Annotated in this window: 16 protein-coding genes; 5 read left to right on the top strand and 11 right to left on the bottom strand. The window is 44.6% G+C overall.

The genetic code is table 11. The features are described 5' to 3' along the window. Positions 1 to 10: 10 nt before the first annotated feature. The 11 genes from traV to mobH all read right to left on the bottom strand — a co-directional run bounded on the left by traV (position 11) and on the right by mobH (position 10,776). Positions 11 to 559: a type IV conjugative transfer system lipoprotein TraV gene (gene traV, locus R7Z77_RS10530; protein WP_014386713.1), complete on the bottom strand. Its 549-nt coding sequence runs from the start codon at positions 557 to 559 to the stop codon at positions 11 to 13. Next, the gene (locus R7Z77_RS10525) at positions 559 to 1,908 is read right to left on the bottom strand and encodes a TraB/VirB10 family protein (RefSeq protein ID WP_014386712.1); all 1,350 of its coding nucleotides are present in this window, start codon (positions 1,906 to 1,908) and stop codon (positions 559 to 561) included. The genes traV and R7Z77_RS10525 overlap by 1 nt, the downstream gene beginning before the upstream one ends. A 3-nt stretch (positions 1,909 to 1,911) precedes the next feature. Next, a complete protein-coding gene (locus R7Z77_RS10520; RefSeq protein ID WP_014386711.1) occupies positions 1,912 to 2,862 on the bottom strand; it encodes a type-F conjugative transfer system secretin TraK in 951 nt (316 codons plus the stop codon). Continuing rightward, positions 2,852 to 3,481, bottom strand: coding sequence for a TraE/TraK family type IV conjugative transfer system protein (locus R7Z77_RS10515; RefSeq protein ID WP_014386710.1), 630 nt, complete (start codon positions 3,479 to 3,481; stop codon positions 2,852 to 2,854). Before R7Z77_RS10515 ends, R7Z77_RS10520 begins: the two co-directional genes overlap by 11 nt. After that, positions 3,478 to 3,759, bottom strand: coding sequence for a type IV conjugative transfer system protein TraL (gene traL, locus R7Z77_RS10510; protein ID WP_014386709.1), 282 nt, complete (start codon positions 3,757 to 3,759; stop codon positions 3,478 to 3,480). The genes R7Z77_RS10515 and traL overlap by 4 nt, the downstream gene beginning before the upstream one ends. Before the next feature lie 157 nt (positions 3,760 to 3,916). Further along, positions 3,917 to 4,060 (bottom strand): hypothetical protein, encoded by a 144-nt coding sequence (locus R7Z77_RS10505; protein WP_153274586.1) that lies wholly within the window; start codon positions 4,058 to 4,060, stop codon positions 3,917 to 3,919. Between the two features lie 168 nt (positions 4,061 to 4,228). Continuing rightward, complete coding sequence (locus R7Z77_RS10500) at positions 4,229 to 4,630, bottom strand: hypothetical protein (RefSeq protein WP_014386708.1); 402 nt, start codon at positions 4,628 to 4,630, stop codon at positions 4,229 to 4,231. 16 nt (positions 4,631 to 4,646) lie between these two features. Continuing rightward, the gene (locus R7Z77_RS10495; RefSeq protein WP_014386707.1) at positions 4,647 to 5,276 is read right to left on the bottom strand and encodes a DUF4400 domain-containing protein; all 630 of its coding nucleotides are present in this window, start codon (positions 5,274 to 5,276) and stop codon (positions 4,647 to 4,649) included. Beyond that, on the bottom strand, positions 5,233 to 5,817 hold the full coding sequence (locus R7Z77_RS10490) for a hypothetical protein (protein WP_014386706.1): 585 nt from the start codon (positions 5,815 to 5,817) through the stop codon (positions 5,233 to 5,235). The genes R7Z77_RS10495 and R7Z77_RS10490 overlap by 44 nt, the downstream gene beginning before the upstream one ends. A 9-nt stretch (positions 5,818 to 5,826) precedes the next feature. Further along, complete coding sequence (gene traD, locus R7Z77_RS10485) at positions 5,827 to 7,695, bottom strand: conjugative transfer system coupling protein TraD (RefSeq protein WP_014386705.1); 1,869 nt, start codon at positions 7,693 to 7,695, stop codon at positions 5,827 to 5,829. Between the two features lie 6 nt (positions 7,696 to 7,701). Beyond that, on the bottom strand, positions 7,702 to 10,776 hold the full coding sequence (gene mobH, locus R7Z77_RS10480) for a MobH family relaxase (protein ID WP_014386704.1): 3,075 nt from the start codon (positions 10,774 to 10,776) through the stop codon (positions 7,702 to 7,704). A 163-nt stretch (positions 10,777 to 10,939) separates the two neighbouring features. Here mobH and R7Z77_RS10475 point away from each other — a divergent pair, with 163 nt between their 5' ends. The 5 genes from R7Z77_RS10475 to R7Z77_RS10455 all read left to right on the top strand — a co-directional run bounded on the left by R7Z77_RS10475 (position 10,940) and on the right by R7Z77_RS10455 (position 15,287). Next, on the top strand, positions 10,940 to 11,179 hold the full coding sequence (locus R7Z77_RS10475) for a hypothetical protein (RefSeq protein ID WP_014386703.1): 240 nt from the start codon (positions 10,940 to 10,942) through the stop codon (positions 11,177 to 11,179). A gap of 4 nt (positions 11,180 to 11,183) precedes the next feature. After that, positions 11,184 to 11,960 (top strand): hypothetical protein, encoded by a 777-nt coding sequence (locus tag R7Z77_RS10470; protein WP_128740496.1) that lies wholly within the window; start codon positions 11,184 to 11,186, stop codon positions 11,958 to 11,960. After that, on the top strand, positions 11,942 to 12,244 hold the full coding sequence (locus R7Z77_RS10465; protein ID WP_014386701.1) for a hypothetical protein: 303 nt from the start codon (positions 11,942 to 11,944) through the stop codon (positions 12,242 to 12,244). Before R7Z77_RS10470 ends, R7Z77_RS10465 begins: the two co-directional genes overlap by 19 nt. Then, complete coding sequence (locus R7Z77_RS10460; protein WP_014386700.1) at positions 12,245 to 14,452, top strand: DNA topoisomerase 3; 2,208 nt, start codon at positions 12,245 to 12,247, stop codon at positions 14,450 to 14,452. Between the two features lie 112 nt (positions 14,453 to 14,564). After that, entirely contained in the window at positions 14,565 to 15,287 is a 723-nt protein-coding gene (locus R7Z77_RS10455) for a hypothetical protein (RefSeq protein WP_014386699.1), read from the top strand. Positions 15,288 to 15,298: the final 11 nt, after the last annotated feature.

Here is a 15,298-nt window from a genome sequence, read left to right as displayed (position 1 = left end):
CTAAGTTCTCCTATTTAGTTTCTGAATTAGCTTTGGGTTTTATCGTTTGCAAGGGTTTGAGCATAGGTACATCTTGTTGAGTCCCTTCCCCAATTACCCACTTGCGCGGTTCTATTTCGGTGTAAACGTACCCAGTCACAATCAAGTCACCATTGGTATCCTCCCAAGGGGCTACCCATATGCGCATGACCTGTGCTGGAGTACGAATAGGCACCGGACGATTCGGGAGGCGCGGTGTGACGTAATTGTCTATCACTGAATCTCCCGTCGATGATGAGTTGGCTATCTCTCCTGGAACAGAAACAGGCTCTTCTCCAGGCTTTACTGAGCGTGGGATATTGCCATCGTTTGTCGCCGCATAGACATCTCGCGCTGACATACACTGAACACCATCAGGAATACCTGAACAGCTATACTCATCACTGCCGATTGAGGTACAGCCTGATAGCAATAAAGCGCTGCCCAAAATCATCGACACTGTAGATTTTATGGGCTTAACCATTGGAAAGCCCCCTGTGAAACTGCCCTTTCTGGTCAGCTTTTGTGTTTTTTTCGTCATTATTTTGTCCCCTGCGATTTAAGTTTTAGTTGCTGCCCCTTGGTGATAATTACGTCAATTTGACGACCTGCATCGACCTCTATTACAGGGAACATTCCCTCAGCCATATCAAGATAAAACTGAGCAACCTTCTCCATCGCACTTGATGCGCCTTTTGATATACCACTCTGCATAGTGTTTTCATTGAACACGTGTTGATATACAGGTGTGTCTGTTGGATTAGTGTTGATAACTGGAACTGGGTTTGTATCAAGCGCTTGAGCAAAGCCACTCAAGAAACCAGCCGTCAAAGATTTGGCTATCATTGCACCTTGTTTAGATACTAAGCGGCCACGTACACCAGCTTTACCATCTTCACCCACTGCATATCCGTCCAAGCGAGACTCAATTACGCCGCCGTCTTCACGAACACAGGAAATAACCTCGCCTCGTAGATATGCCCTTTCTGAGCTCAGATCGCCGTAACCGGATACAATCAAGAAACACTCACGAACATCGGCTCTGAATCGGTTAGGTAAAATAGCTTCCTTCTGGAGTCGAATTGTTGCTGGGAAAGGGTCTTTTCTTGCTCCCTTTGCGGTAGGAGCATCCATACCAGTGATCGTTACACCAGTAAGAATTGAACCCGCAGGTAAGTAGATAGAGTTGTCTTGGTCCTCCTGCTCTTCCGCCGCTTTCTCTTCTGCTTCGTTGTATTCTGTGTAGTTAACAATTCGAATGCCCGGTTGAGCGGTAGGTTTACCTGATCTATCCGATTCCTTACCCGTTGGTTTGCTGTGAGAGTTAGCTGGTAGTGGAGCTTTCTTAAAGAACTCATTAGGGTCCTTGTAATCAAGCTTTTCGGTAGAGGTGTATCCACCAGCTTGTTGAGCGCCCTGTTCCTCTGTCAAACCAGTTTCAGCGCCACCAGCTGTAGGCTTCCCTGAACGTTTTTCAGCGTCTTTCTGAGCTTTTTCTAAATCTCGCGCTAAGTTTCTATTTTCTTGAGAAAGCTCCTTAACATCGCGTTTCAGCTGTTCGAGTTCCTTACCTATATCAACTGATGCACCAGCCTTCGACTTAGTGTTCTCCAGTTCACGTTTTACTTTGTCCAGTTCACGTCGCAGTTGTTCTTGTTCAGCTTTCGTTGTTTTAAGATTGCCAACCAATGCATCCATACCCGCTTCACGAGTGCCCTTGTCAGTTAATACGTGACGGATGGTTTCTTTACGACTTTTATTGCTGGAGTCACTTGTACCTTCATCAGAAAAAAGACTCACAGCCACAAACAGAACGAAAACACCACCTGCAACAGCAACCCAACGCTTTTTGTTTGGATCGAGCTCGTTCCACCAATTCATATTAATCATCGTTTACATTCCTCCGCTCAACAGTGAAGGACGACGAGTAGCCGATTCGGTTTTCTCGCGCTGTTTTACTGCCACGTACACTTCGGTTTTCTGACCTGGCTCAAGAACCTTATGCGGCCATGAAGTCACACCAGCAACACTCCAGTTTCCGCAAGATTGCTCTTTGAACTCAATAGGTTCACTTGTGACGTTTCGAGCAATACCTACAAATACAGTCAAATGATGCCCCATCATCATTTGTCCATTTGCAAAATTGACTGAAATACCAGGCTGCGCACACTGAGGTAATTGAACATTGCTTGGAGTTCGATTCATGGAGTAGCCATTAGGGATTTCACCAAGAGCCAGTTTTCTGAATACTGTTCGAAGTGTTTCGATATATGGCTGACTTTGCTCCCAGCTTTTAGCTTTGTTGTTTGCAAACATGCCAGGTATTAAGCTGTTATTGTCGAGCTTCAAAAACACTTCACGAGGTGGGATTCTTTGAGGAACCATTGTTAAACTCAGCGCACGAGCTTCTGAGCCCTTTTCTGTAATGAACATGGTTACTGGGTATTCTTTTGCCGTAGCCACATAGATAACATTCTCTTTGATGCATATTTCCCCACATTCACCTTTATTTTGCCCCGGCTGTAAGGATGTTGACGTCACTTCCGGCTTACCAAATGGAGTAACGATTCGGTTGGGATGACCGATAGCAATAGGGATGATCTGATTAACCCCAGGCTCCATAACCAGTTGTGAGTTTTCAGTGTAACCACCAGCCAAATTCGAGCTATTGGCCTGAGTAGTTGTAGCTCTTTGTTTTGCTACTGAATCAGGGATTACGGGGGCTGGAACGTTGTTCTTCATAACACTGACAGGAACAACTGGTATTTCATCATCTGATGCATTCACTGCACTTGAAACACCAAGCGCAATTGAAAGCGCCAAAACAATCGAATTAACCTTCATTACGCTTTCTCCGGCTCTCTTCTTTACGTTCTAATTTGTCTAAAACACTCTTCGTTCGAGGGCGACCTTCATACGTGGTCATATAATCAAGGACAGGCATATAGTTCGAAACGCGGAGCTCAAACTCGTATGTTCTGTCTGTACGTTGCTCTTTTGCGTCAAAAGCAGCCCCCTTAACAAAGGAGTGCCCATACACAAAAACCTTGTCAGTCGTTTCTTCGTATTCGACGAAACGAGGTTCGAATCGCATAGTGATTCGGTCTGCTTGAATCTCTTGCGCTTGGATTTCAAGTGCATCAATAAACTCTTGATAAATAGTCGGTGCTAGAATTGGCTCCATACGTTCTTTGATGAAGTTAACGTTGCCGGGAGTTACGTTACCCATCAGCGTTCCAAGAGCCCATCCCCACGCCTCTTTGTATGATTGAGAGGCATTTTTTTGTGATACCCAAGCTTCTTCATTCAAAGTCCAAGGCTGAACGGTCACAATGGTCTCTTTGCTAAACAACTTCACAGCTAGCAGCAAGACGGTGAAGATCAGACCGAGGACGAAGACTCGCCCCCATTTATTTTCAGCCTGAGTGCCCTCCCAGGTTTTTAAATACACCTTTAAATTCAAGGGAAATACCTCCGGATAAATGGGTTTTTCAAAGATTTTGCTTTTGTTGCGATGAATCCCCCCCAATACAGCATGTGAAGCATGTAGCCATCAGGGTGGTTATCACGAAATCGACGATATAAATTGGTCACGGCCAAGCCGATTAAGAAAAAAATCAAGGCTTTGCCCATCATCACTCCGATGACAAGGCCAAGAAGCATAGGAGCCAGCTCATCTGCACTCCAGAGCAGCATGTGCGGCGGTTCGTCTATACGACGTGGGATTTTGACGGGCTTCATTCCATATCTCTTCCAATTTCCAATGTCGCCAATTCTGGAAGATTTTTTCAACAAACACGCCACGGGCTAACGCCCTTTTTGGGCAACTTGGGCGAAAAGTGGTCTTATAAAGAGAGAAACGGCATAAAGCCGTTTTTAGAGCGGGTAATGTGAAAGGTTAAAACAAGCGAACAAGATCGCCATACTGAATACCAAAAAAGAAACCTACGGCAAAGATTAACTGCCAAAGGATAATTTGCCCTACGCCCCATGATGCTCCAGAGCGTTCAGAGCTATTTGCTGTATGTGTATGAGAAGACATATAACCTCCAACTGATTGCTATTTAATTTTTCTTTATTCTCACCTGATCTCGTGCTCATTTCACAGCGCTGTATTTGTCCATTTGGGAAGCATTAAGACTTTCACATGTGAAAGTGAGTGACACAAAAAAGCGGCCAACAAATGGCCGCCTTTGCAATGTAATGTGACTTATCCGTTTTGCGCTTGCTTCTTCTGCTCTTGATATGCTGCTTTCATCGCGCTTTGGGTCTTTTCTACCCACTTCATTCCATCGTTACAGTCCACGTTGTCAGCGGCAGACTGAAAGCTAAGAGGTTTTCCATCTGGGTTCATGTTCCCCATAGCCAGAAGAAATGCATAGAGAGGATGTGTTTTCGTTACATTCTGAATATTTTCTATGGTTATCGGTTGATCGCACTTCTCTTCTAGTGTCTGAACCATAAACTCCGAAACTTCGGCGCAACTTTCACACATCAGTTCGAAGGTCTCAAAGAAAGTTTCCACTTCCTCCGTATAGGGTTTATCTGTCTTCGCCACTGCTGGACCTGCAAGCATGAATGCGGCAATGATTGTTAGAGCAGTCTTTTTCATATTGAATATCCTTTGGTTAAACTCGTTTTTGTAAATTGCCGAATGCAAGTCCCAACAACACACAACAGAGCATCATCACAGCGGGGATTACAATTGGATTTAGAGCTATGGGAGCAAAAAAGGTAATAAACAGCCCCATGCTTAGGAAGAACGTTCCTCGAATGCTATATCGGTGGACAACAGGGCTCGCATAGTCAAAGTTGGTTCGTTTGATCTTCCAACTCATCAAACCGTCATAAACCGCCGGGATGAACAAGATGAGCAGATACGGTGCCCAGGAGGACAAAAGTGCTAACCGCGTGTAGAACTGGTAAATTACATTGGTAAAGGCTTCAATTCGCCCCTCCACCCAAACGAACCATGCTTGGCCCATATTCTCCATTCCTTTCGACTTTCTACGTTCCTCTTCTGTTGGAATTAACGTGTGATACATAGCAGCATAAAAGCCAGAATCAAGCACACTAGTTTTGTACCAGTCCCCAGCTGTATCACTAATCCACTGTCTAGCTTCATAGCCTAAGTTCTGCTCCACCAGCTCTGATTCACGCTGAATTGTTTTATCTGTCCAATCACCAGGTACTAGCAAAAGAATCACCAAGACTTCAATGACTAGCAACCAAGCGACCAGCCACAACGGCTTCTTCATAATTGGTTCTCCTTAATACTGTTTTTACACTTTCGCTAGCGACTAACTGATACAAAGCCTTGCGAAGTTTGCATTCATTCTGATGTTGATGTGGAACAATGAATAATTCACCTTTATGGTCTGCAAGCCAGTGAGAAAAAGGCTCACCTTTCTCCACAGACCACTTGTTACCTAGTGAATCTTCAATCTCAATTTCTAGCGCTTTAGCTGTTTCAGTGATGATGGTTTCCAAGAAAACCCCTAGTCTTACCGGGTCCTCGTACTTACGTTTGTTCGCATGGAACACTACACCGCTATATTTATCTAATGCCTCTTCCAAAATCGGATAAATCACTGGCTCCTTATCCGATTTGATCCCATCAGTGATGAGACAACATAGTTGCTCAATCACATCATTGGTTGCAGGCCAATCAAAAAACAGCAGTGCCAGTGTGTGTGCATTTTTTCGATCACGCTTTCGGATCACGCTTAGTACTTTCTTGTGCGGATTCACATCAACCACTCTAGTAACCTCATAATTTTTATACTTATTCGCACTCATATTTCGCCATTAAGATGTCAAGATAGGTAGCCGTCCCTTGACTATCTTCCCCCCAGAGATTTTGGCTATGTACTCAAGGTTGGGCAGCATCCCCAGGAGTTGCGTAGAGAACAATTCAGCTTCTTCTTCCATAAGCCGTTCCCCTTGGTTGCCCCCATGCATAATCGGCTGCTCACCGTCCGTATTTTGGCCCTGCGTTCTCATGACGTAGTTCAAACGTGTTTTCGGTAAGTTGTCTGTAATGAACTTTTGTGTTTCAGGATCAATTACACGCAATGAGAATGTGTTGTTAATGTTTCCCAGAACCTGAAGTGCTTTATCTTTACTCCCCATCCGAGCGGCAAAGTCAGCGAATGTTTGTGTTGCAACAAATAGTCGAAGTTTCGCGCCACGACCTTTGTTGAGAAGCTGAATGAATGGGTCATTGATCACCTCTGCGGCTTCGTCCACAAAGATATTGACGGGCTTATTGTTGACACCAAAGTTGTATCTATCACCAGCAACAGCTGTTAAGTCAGATAAGAAAAGAGAGCCGATTGCAGAACCAACCATACTGTCGGTCAAACTATCCAGACCAATGTATGCAACCATGCCATTGTTTATTATTTTGGCTGAGTCACTTATTGGCCTGGTATCATCGACATCGCTTGAATCGGGAGACAGCATCTTTCCTAAATCACCCGAGGTAAGCATGTTCATGATAGGAAGCAGTGAAGCAACCATTTTCCCGAAGTGTGCCGAGTCATGTTGGAACATCGACAATAAGCCTTCCAAATCTGAGTGAGGAAACTCTGGTTGAATAACATCTTGGTAGAACTTCATCATGGCAAAAGCTTGCTTTTCTCTATTGCCATTTTTCACTTTTTCCAAATATGGTGCTGCTTTTGATTCCCAGTCTTCCATAACTCGTGCTGAATAAGCCTGTACGGCTTTGATAACCAGACCTGCGGCACCACCTTCCAAAAATCGTTTCAACAGAACAATGCTAGGACGTTCATAAGTCAGTACAAGACCTTGAGCGATATTGTTCAGTGCTTGCCAACCAAATGATTTGAATGGATCTGCACCTGCCTCCGAAGGTATCAACGCGGCCAAACGGCTCGCAATCTCCGTCACACGGCTAAAGTTACGTAGAGGGTCCAATCGCACGGATTCATCTGGGAACGCAGGGTGAAAGGAAACAAATCGCTCTGGATGGCCCATAGCTTCGCAAGCTCTCCTTGCATTGTCCCTCATTTCTTTATCACCCTTAGGGTCGATAATGATCACTGCTTCATTGCGCAAGACAGCTTGCGTGATCATAATGTCGAACATACGAGTCTTGCCTGAACCTGTTGTACCTACAATAAGCGTGTGGCCTTCTGTATGCTTCAACGGTTGCATCAACTTCTCTTCTTTTGGTTCAACACCGTGAATCCATGTTTGCCCCATTGGATCTTCTTTCTTTTTGCCTTTAAGGACGCGAACCGTCTTCTTGATTAAAGGCTCTTGAGCAGTAAAGGTGTGCCAGTCACGTTTGATGATTTCAAATACACGCTGAGCATGACGCTTTTCCCATACAAAACCATGACCAAGCCACATATCATCTTCTGAGCCAGCCATCATTTTTTCTAGCTCTTTTAAAGAGATAAATTCCAGTTCACGACCAAATAGATGCTTCTGGAGACGATGTAACATCATGGCTTTTGGGATTCGGGACATTGCCATAACACCACAAATACCAGTCATCCAATAAAACGGTTCCGGAGGCATTGACTCTGCCATTTGATTAACCGTCAAGGCCACACCGCTGGCAGCTGCCCACCCTAGCGCTGCACGACCTTCAAAATTTGGCCTCCACGGCATTTCATACCCAAGTGGGTCATAATCCATGCTCATCTATCTTTACTCCACCTCTAACCTTAAATTCCCCTGGCGAATAGTCATTCTTGGGCGTCGTTGCCCACTAGCGAGTAATGCTCTCAGCATAGATTTGCTAAGATTCGTACACTCACCAGTTACTTTCTCCAGAGCCTTATCGCTTGTTACCAAACACCCATCCTCCTTAATGACCGGACCGACTAACCATCGTCCTTTTTGGTTTTTTATCATTTCTTTCAGAAGCCTAATGGCCTCCTCTGCATCAATGTCAGACTGAGGAGGTAAAAAGTCCTCATCACTAATTTCTTTCGCCTTCTGAGGCTTTTTAGGTTCCTCGTCTTCTAGATCTATTTGCCCGACCACTTTTGTCATTGGCAGTTCTAAATCAGAATCGAAATCCAGACTCACTGGCCGCGTTTCTTTTGGTGGTTTATTTACCGTTGTCTTTGGTTTTTGGCGCTTAGGTAAACGTGACACATTTTGCTTTTCCTCATTAGAAGCACTGTTTTCACTCTCATTTTTGTGCTGTTCGGTTTGAGTTTTAGCTGCTGTGCCCTTCTTACCTTGTGCCGTTTGTTGTGCGATTCTTTTATTCTCAGATGAGCGGCCACCTGTTTGCTCTCCGGGCAGTAATGCTGAAATATCCATTGCAGGTTTAGGCTTTTTCGGCGTAGATTGGTTGGTTTTCTGGCTCTTAACTTTCTTTTCTGAGTGTGCCTTTTCAGCTTTCTTGCCAGATTGGCGTTTATCATTTAGCGCACTAACTTCACGAATTGGGTCAAAGTCTTTCTCAGCTTGTTCTATCGCAGCTTTGATAACATCTGAGATATCAGAAGAAAGTAACAACCCTTTAATGCCACTAAAATCATGAACCTTCCGGTTTGGATGAACTGGGTCAGGCACGATAGCGCCAGCGTCAAATAACGTGTTCAAGACTTCGGCTGGAGCCCCAAGCGCTCGGGCACCTTCTGGATAAAGGATCACTGCTTTTTTCTTCATAAAGCAAAGCACTTCACCTAATGTTTTGTGTCCATCCAGCACAGGAATAATGGCTTCTTTTAAAATACTTTCTGCCGCGCCGTATCCACTTAGAACATTCTCCAAATGACCACGCACATCAACATCACTCGATTTATCCTGCTGGCTGAAAGAATATGTCTCTGCATCTTGGAAATGTTCTGTTGGAACAAACTCTTCACGCTCTTCCATCTCATGGGAGTAGTCATAGGCATCCAAAGGGACAGCATCTATTGGTGCAAACATATCCTCTGGCGGCATTGGTGGGGCATCAAATATTGCGCTCGGTTCAGGGCCAAAAAACTCATTCGGTGACAAGGATGCTGCCGTGTTTGCGGATGCTTTAGGCTGACGCTTCTTGCCCGAGCGAATGTTGTCTATGCCGGGTAAAGATGTGTCTTCTTCGCTTTGTTCTGTTGGAACATTTGGCGTTTCAGCTTTGTCTTTTTGTGTTGTATCAGGCTCGGTATTGAGCCCAAATGCATCGAATGGAAAATCGCAAACTCCTAATGCCCCACCAGCATCTTTCAGCCCTTTCAATGGATCGTCTAATGCTAATGGTGCTGCGGTTTGAGCGATTTCTTGTGCTGATGGTTCTTTTGGGGCATCAGCTTTATCGTCATTCTTGCTTGTTTTGGTATCGGTGGAAGTGCCACCTTTCGGTTCCGATGATTGAGAGTCCGTTGAGGGCGGTGCTGCCATAAAATCTGGAATTTCGAATCCATCATCAAGAGAACCAATAGGCTCTGGTGTAGCGGTGAGCGAATCAGAGTTCTCATCTCCATCTTCCGGTGCATCGTCATCAAGCTCACTGGCATCAAGTTCCTGTTCGTCCTCATCGCCAATAACTTCACCCGCGATGGCCGCAGGCGGTTCAGTGGTAAAAACCAACTCCGACGATTCAAGACGCAGCATCTGCATTTTGATTTTCCCTGTGACTTCTTCCCCTTCTTGAGGTAATTCAGGGATAACTTCCCAATAACGATAGAAAACATCTTTGCCATGCTCTGGTAATACGTTTTTCAGAGCAAAACCACGCTCAATTAAAATATCAGCCAAGGTATCTGGATCACGAGGAATGCCAGGAATTTTATCTTCCGTTAACAAGTCATAAATATCACTGGCTCCCTGCTTCCATGTAATGAACACACCCTGATGTAAATGCCACACCTTCGCGCCAGGCTCATTGACTTTCCATTTGCCCGTTTTAACCAATCGACGTAAAGCATCAAATACATAACGCTCAACAGGAACACCGTAAGCAAACTCATCGACATCTAGGCGATTCTGTTTGAGGTCACGAGAAACACTTTCACCATCAGCTTTAAGCATTAACTTTGTTACCGGGTCATTGATTCTAAGACCTGATATTGCCTGTAGCATGGATTCAACAATGTCTTTACCGGGATCAGCTAGAAACTCCAAAGCCTCTGGAGTCAAAATTCGTTCGACGGTCAGCAGCGAAAATTGCTCGTGCCGTTTGTGTTCTCTATCTCTCCAACGAAGAAAATAACGACTCACATTATGGCGCTTAGCCCAGTCAACCAGAGTTTCTGAATATGGGTTCCACGTTTTACTACCATCGCTGTTTGTGATCACAACATCAGACAATGGCTTACCAACGTCATGCAATAACCCTGAGAAACAACATGCCAAACGCCATCGCGGCTCATTGTTTCTTCGTTCACGAGGGGAGCCTGAAATTGAGAAAATAACTGACTCAGATGCCTGTGTCGCCCAAAAGGCAACCTCCAGCCCATGACGAAACAATCCACCAGCTCCCCGATGATGATGAGCTTCGGATGCTGGTAATAAATGAACAAACGCCGCGTAACGGCCAATTACAGGCATGACTAAACGGTCGTACTCTTCTTGAGTAAAACCTAAAGTGCTCCTGATTTTTTGAATAAGTTCGTTCTGTGTCTGCAACACTTTATCGACTGGGGCCATTGGTAGCCCTTTGGCAAACGGCGGGTATCGAGGTATCTCTTCGTCAGCTAAATCCCTAACCTGGGAAGCTACTACCTCTACTTTTTTCTCACCGCGCCCACCAAATAATTTTTTAAAGGCACTACTTATCATCTGGTTCTTATTTACCTGCGCTTTTTCCGTGCGTATATGCTCGCAGACCCTTTTGTCTTCTCATATCTCCCCTCCTGTCCATTTTGGGCAGTTTGAGGCGTCAGAGATGATTGAGTGACCAGATAAAATACACAGCATCATTATTTGGTATCAGGAGAGTTGTATGGAAAGAACATTGCCCGATGCTGCCTATTTGGCACTTGATGCTTTAAAGCGCCAAGCACAGGCAGTAACCGCTAACAACATGCAGGGAGACAAAGAGGCTTTGCATCAGGCTCAGTCTGACATGTCTCTTGTTAATAACTGGACAACAGTCATTACTCGTAAGCTTTTAAGCAACAGTGATGGCCGGACAATCGACACCATTGATGAACAATGGTTGGAGCAACAATTCAATGGGTAAGCAGATGATTAAAAAGCAATTAGTAGTACTTGTAGGGTTAGCTATTTTGGCTGGGTGTTCCTCAACCAAAGATATCCCACCAACAAACGCAGAATTGCACCAACGCTACGGCATTCCTCAGCAGCCGACAGATCAATGGATTCAAGAGAACCTTCCTATCTACGAAGCGAAGGCTGACAAACTGCTTGCGTCTGATGATGATGTCGATGCCTATTACTTCCTTTTGAATATTGCTGAAAATCGTGGCAGTGCTGATATCGAAGCACATAAGAAGCAAGATCGTGTAGATCGTGGTCTCAATGTTTCTTATGAAGATTTAGGACTGGGTGGAGCAGCATTTCGCAAACCCGATTACATCCATGTATTAGGTCCAACAAGTAGTCTCGGCGCGAATAATGAAAGCGCATTGATAAAACAGCAGAAGGATAAAAATGGTTCCAACATGGAAGATGCCATTTCCGCATACAAAAAACTTTCTTCTGGTGTGAAAGGCAAAGGGTACTCCTTATACGAACTATCACGCTGGGAGCGTTTCTGTGATAGCGGTAATGGCATGGATGAACGCGATTGGCAGTTCATCGAGAAAGAAAAAGGCGAAACAGGCAGTATCCCAAGCGATCTGGTTGGTCAGTGCAATCCGCCACAACACACTTACCAAGATTATCTCACCGCTTGGACGCAATTTTGCACATCACAAAAAATGACGAATGAACAGCGCAAGATCGTTCGCAGTTCTACTCGCCCATTTACAGTGGTAAACCCATGCAAAGCCATAAAGTAACCACCAGCTCATCACATACTCAGTTGACGGAAGAAGAGCTTCTCGTTCTTCAAGCTAAAGCTGAGCTCTTTGATGAGCTGAACATCATGCTGGTTGAGGCCGGACAAAGTGGCACTCCGGAAGAAGCAGCAGTCGTTATCTCTGCCAACCTAGCTTTTATTGCTGGCACAGAGAAATCCCCCTTAATAGCCGATGCCTCCGAAAACTGGAAACAGCTGACCAACCTTTCTACGCAGCAAAACGGTATTCAAGACATCGCGCTCAAACCAAAGGAGTGCGCTTAAATGGATCTGTACATTTGTGAGAAGCCATCCCAAGCAAAAGACCTCGCAGCTGTGATGGGAGTAACTCAGCACGGCGACGGTTTTATTCATGATGGAAGTGGCCGGGCAATAACCTGGGCTCTTGGTCATCTATTAGAACTCTATATGCCCGATGACTATGACGAGAAATATAAAGCATGGTCCCTTGAAACACTGCCTATTTCTCCTGAATCATGGCGTAGCAAGGTGAGGCGTAGCTCTTCCAAGCAATATAAAGTGATCGAGCAGCTGGTGAAAAAAGCCAGCACAGTTTATATCTCGACTGACTATGACAGAGAAGGCGAAGCGATCGCTCGTTCCCTACTCGATAGATTCCGATACCAAGGCCCCGTAAAACGAGTTTGTTTAACTGCTCTTGATGAAAGCAGTATCAGAAAAGCACTTCGAAACATCAAAGATGGCAAGGAGACGATACCCCTTTATTACGCATCCCTATCTCGCCAGCGAGCTGACTGGGTAGTGGGTATGAACATGTCTCGCTGTTATACAGTACTTGCAAGAGAGGTTGGCTTCGGGCAAACGCTCCATATAGGACGAGTAATCACCCCCACGGTCGCCCTTGTGTGCCAGCGAGACAGTGAAATAGCCAACTTCAAACCATCACCGTTCTGGACGATGGACGTCGGTGTATCTGTTCAAAACGGTCAATTCCTTGCTCACTGGGTGCCGCCAGAAGAGTGCTCTGACGATCAAGGGCGATGTACAAACAAAGCCTATGCAGAGCAAGTAGCCGCTCAAGTAAAAGGAGCGCAAGCACTTATAAGTAAGGCTGAAACAAAAGCTGGCAAGGAATCAGCCCCTCTTCCATTTGATTTGACTAGTTTACAGCAATACGCGGCCAAACGTTGGGGGTACAGTGCGCAAGAAACACTTGATGCAGCACAAGCTTTGTACGAAAAGCACAAAGCAACCACCTACCCCCGTACAGATTGCAGATACCTGCCAGAATCACAGAAAGAGGATATCCCCGATATTCTTCAAGCTCTGATTCTTTCGGATCAGCGTGTTTCAGGGCTGGTGGCTGGAGCAGACCAATCGAGATCATCAAGAGCGTTCAATGACAAAAAAATCACCGCTCACCATGCCATCATTCCAACTCCGGCCAAAACCAACATAAGTGCCATGAGCGAAAAAGAGTTCAATCTGTACGATGCAATTCGTCGTTTCTACATCGCCCAGTTCTACAGTCCTTTTGAATTCAACAAAACTACAATTGATGTTCAATGCGGCAATCATTCGTTCACGGCCAACGGCAAAACACATTTACGTCAAGGTTGGAAAGTACTATTCAACAATGATGCAGAATCATCCCCTCAAGATGAAGGCGATGATCTTGATGGACCAAAAGAGCAAGAGAAATTACCGAAAGTTAGCCAGGGTGAACCAGCCTTGATCAATGATTCGGTAATCACTGACAAAATGACTCGGCCATCACCTCATTTCACCGAAGCCACACTACTAAGCGCGATGGAAAACATTGCTCGCTTTGTCACAGAAGAAAAGTTTAAGCAAGTCCTAAAAGACACCGCTGGCCTCGGCACCCCAGCTACCCGTGCAGGCATTATTCAGGGTGCGGTCGATAAAGGGTACTTGCAGAGAAAGAAAAAGCTCCTTATCGCCACGGATAAAGCTCACGCACTTATTGCTGTCGTACCAGCAGCGATCAAAAGCCCAGGCATGACGGCGGCTTGGGAACAGGAACTGGAGAAGATAGCGACAGGGAACGGAAACATGTCCGTCTTTATGCAGCAAATCTCAGGTTGGATTGTTCAAATGATCCAACAACTCAAGCAGAATGCTCCAACCCTAACTCAACCAGAAGGCATCTTAGCTAAGGCTTTCAAAAATGCGGAAGGTCCTACTCATGATTGTTTCAATTGTGGTGGTAAGTTGAAGCGACTAAAAGGGAAAAATGGCTTTTTTTGGGGGTGTCAGAACGAGACATGTAAAAAGACTTTTCCTGACAATCGTGGGAAACCAGAAAAGCGTATTGCTGCTGAGGATTGTCCTGATTGTCCTGACTGTGGCAAGCCAATGCGCCTACGTAAAGGCAAGGCTCCAGGTAAAAAGCGAGCTAGCTCTTTTTGGGGTTGTACTGGGTATCCTGATTGTAAATCGACGATGCCATACTCTCGGAAGAAAAAATCTCTGGAAGAGTTATTTGACTAACGTCTCGGGGCTTAGGCCCCGGTATATAACTGATAATCAAATAGGCTCACTGACACTAGAACATCCATTAAACAGAGTGATATTTAGCATTTTAAATTTTTAAGGGTCCATTATGTATCATAACCGAGAACACGCCAAAGCTGCTTTCAAACACCACACCCTGTATCTTAATCTAGGCTGGATGGATAATGATAGGCAAAGAGTGATTAATAGCCTTTATTTATATAGCTTAGCTAAATTCAAACAGGAAAAGTGTAGAGAAATAACCACTCCAACGACAGATTTCATGAATAGCGTAGATAGATACAAAAAACCAAGAATCGACAACAATTTCCCTGTGAACGCACTATCAAATAAGAGTTCTTTAGGGGTCGCTGTAGCACTGCCATTGTACAAACAATGTAAAGTAAAACGAGTAGAAAAGTTATTTTTAGGAATATTAAATAAATCTACAAGGTGTTACCTAGATCTATATGAATTCGAAATTAAGAAGCTCCTAAAGACTGAATGTAAAAAATTACACTCATTAGGCTATGATAATTTTGAAGTTCGAAGCCTAATATATAACACGCATTTTTTACCCAAAAGAGTAGTGAATTCAATTGTTAGACATAGTGGAAAAACTAAATACAGCGTTAACGTCCCTAAGTTTATACTATATAGGGATTTTATAGACTCCCCCTCCATTAGTTATGTCTTAGAAAATAATGCTGTAAGTGATTTCTTCTATCATAGTTCCGTTTTCAGTAGAGGAATGCCGACTAAAAAAAATAAAACAACACTTTCTAATCAGCTCGATATATCTCGCCTTCAAGGGGCTTTGTTGCGTAATTAAATTTAGAGATA

The sequence above is a fragment of the Vibrio sp. 1401 genome, assembly GCF_033340295.1.
This window is presented reverse-complemented; position numbering and strand designations above follow the sequence as displayed.

Bases quoted from the DNA above. Each gene is read 5' to 3' on its own strand.
- traV (WP_014386713.1), bottom strand. From the start codon at position 559: ATGACGAAAAAAACACAAAAGCTGACCAGAAAGGGCAGTTTCACAGGG.
- R7Z77_RS10525 (WP_014386712.1), bottom strand. From the start codon at position 1,908: ATGATTAATATGAATTGGTGGAACGAGCTCGATCCAAACAAAAAGCGT.
- R7Z77_RS10520 (WP_014386711.1), bottom strand. From the start codon at position 2,862: ATGAAGGTTAATTCGATTGTTTTGGCGCTTTCAATTGCGCTTGGTGTT.
- traL (WP_014386709.1), bottom strand. From the start codon at position 3,759: ATGAAGCCCGTCAAAATCCCACGTCGTATAGACGAACCGCCGCACATG.
- R7Z77_RS10505 (WP_153274586.1), bottom strand. From the start codon at position 4,060: ATGTCTTCTCATACACATACAGCAAATAGCTCTGAACGCTCTGGAGCA.
- R7Z77_RS10500 (WP_014386708.1), bottom strand. From the start codon at position 4,630: ATGAAAAAGACTGCTCTAACAATCATTGCCGCATTCATGCTTGCAGGT.
- R7Z77_RS10495 (WP_014386707.1), bottom strand. From the start codon at position 5,276: ATGAAGAAGCCGTTGTGGCTGGTCGCTTGGTTGCTAGTCATTGAAGTC.
- R7Z77_RS10490 (WP_014386706.1), bottom strand. From the start codon at position 5,817: ATGAGTGCGAATAAGTATAAAAATTATGAGGTTACTAGAGTGGTTGAT.
- traD (WP_014386705.1), bottom strand. From the start codon at position 7,695: ATGAGCATGGATTATGACCCACTTGGGTATGAAATGCCGTGGAGGCCA.
- mobH (WP_014386704.1), bottom strand. From the start codon at position 10,776: ATGATAAGTAGTGCCTTTAAAAAATTATTTGGTGGGCGCGGTGAGAAA.
- R7Z77_RS10475 (WP_014386703.1), top strand. From the start codon at position 10,940: ATGGAAAGAACATTGCCCGATGCTGCCTATTTGGCACTTGATGCTTTA.
- R7Z77_RS10470 (WP_128740496.1), top strand. From the start codon at position 11,184: ATGATTAAAAAGCAATTAGTAGTACTTGTAGGGTTAGCTATTTTGGCT.
- R7Z77_RS10465 (WP_014386701.1), top strand. From the start codon at position 11,942: ATGCAAAGCCATAAAGTAACCACCAGCTCATCACATACTCAGTTGACG.
- R7Z77_RS10460 (WP_014386700.1), top strand. From the start codon at position 12,245: ATGGATCTGTACATTTGTGAGAAGCCATCCCAAGCAAAAGACCTCGCA.
- R7Z77_RS10455 (WP_014386699.1), top strand. From the start codon at position 14,565: ATGTATCATAACCGAGAACACGCCAAAGCTGCTTTCAAACACCACACC.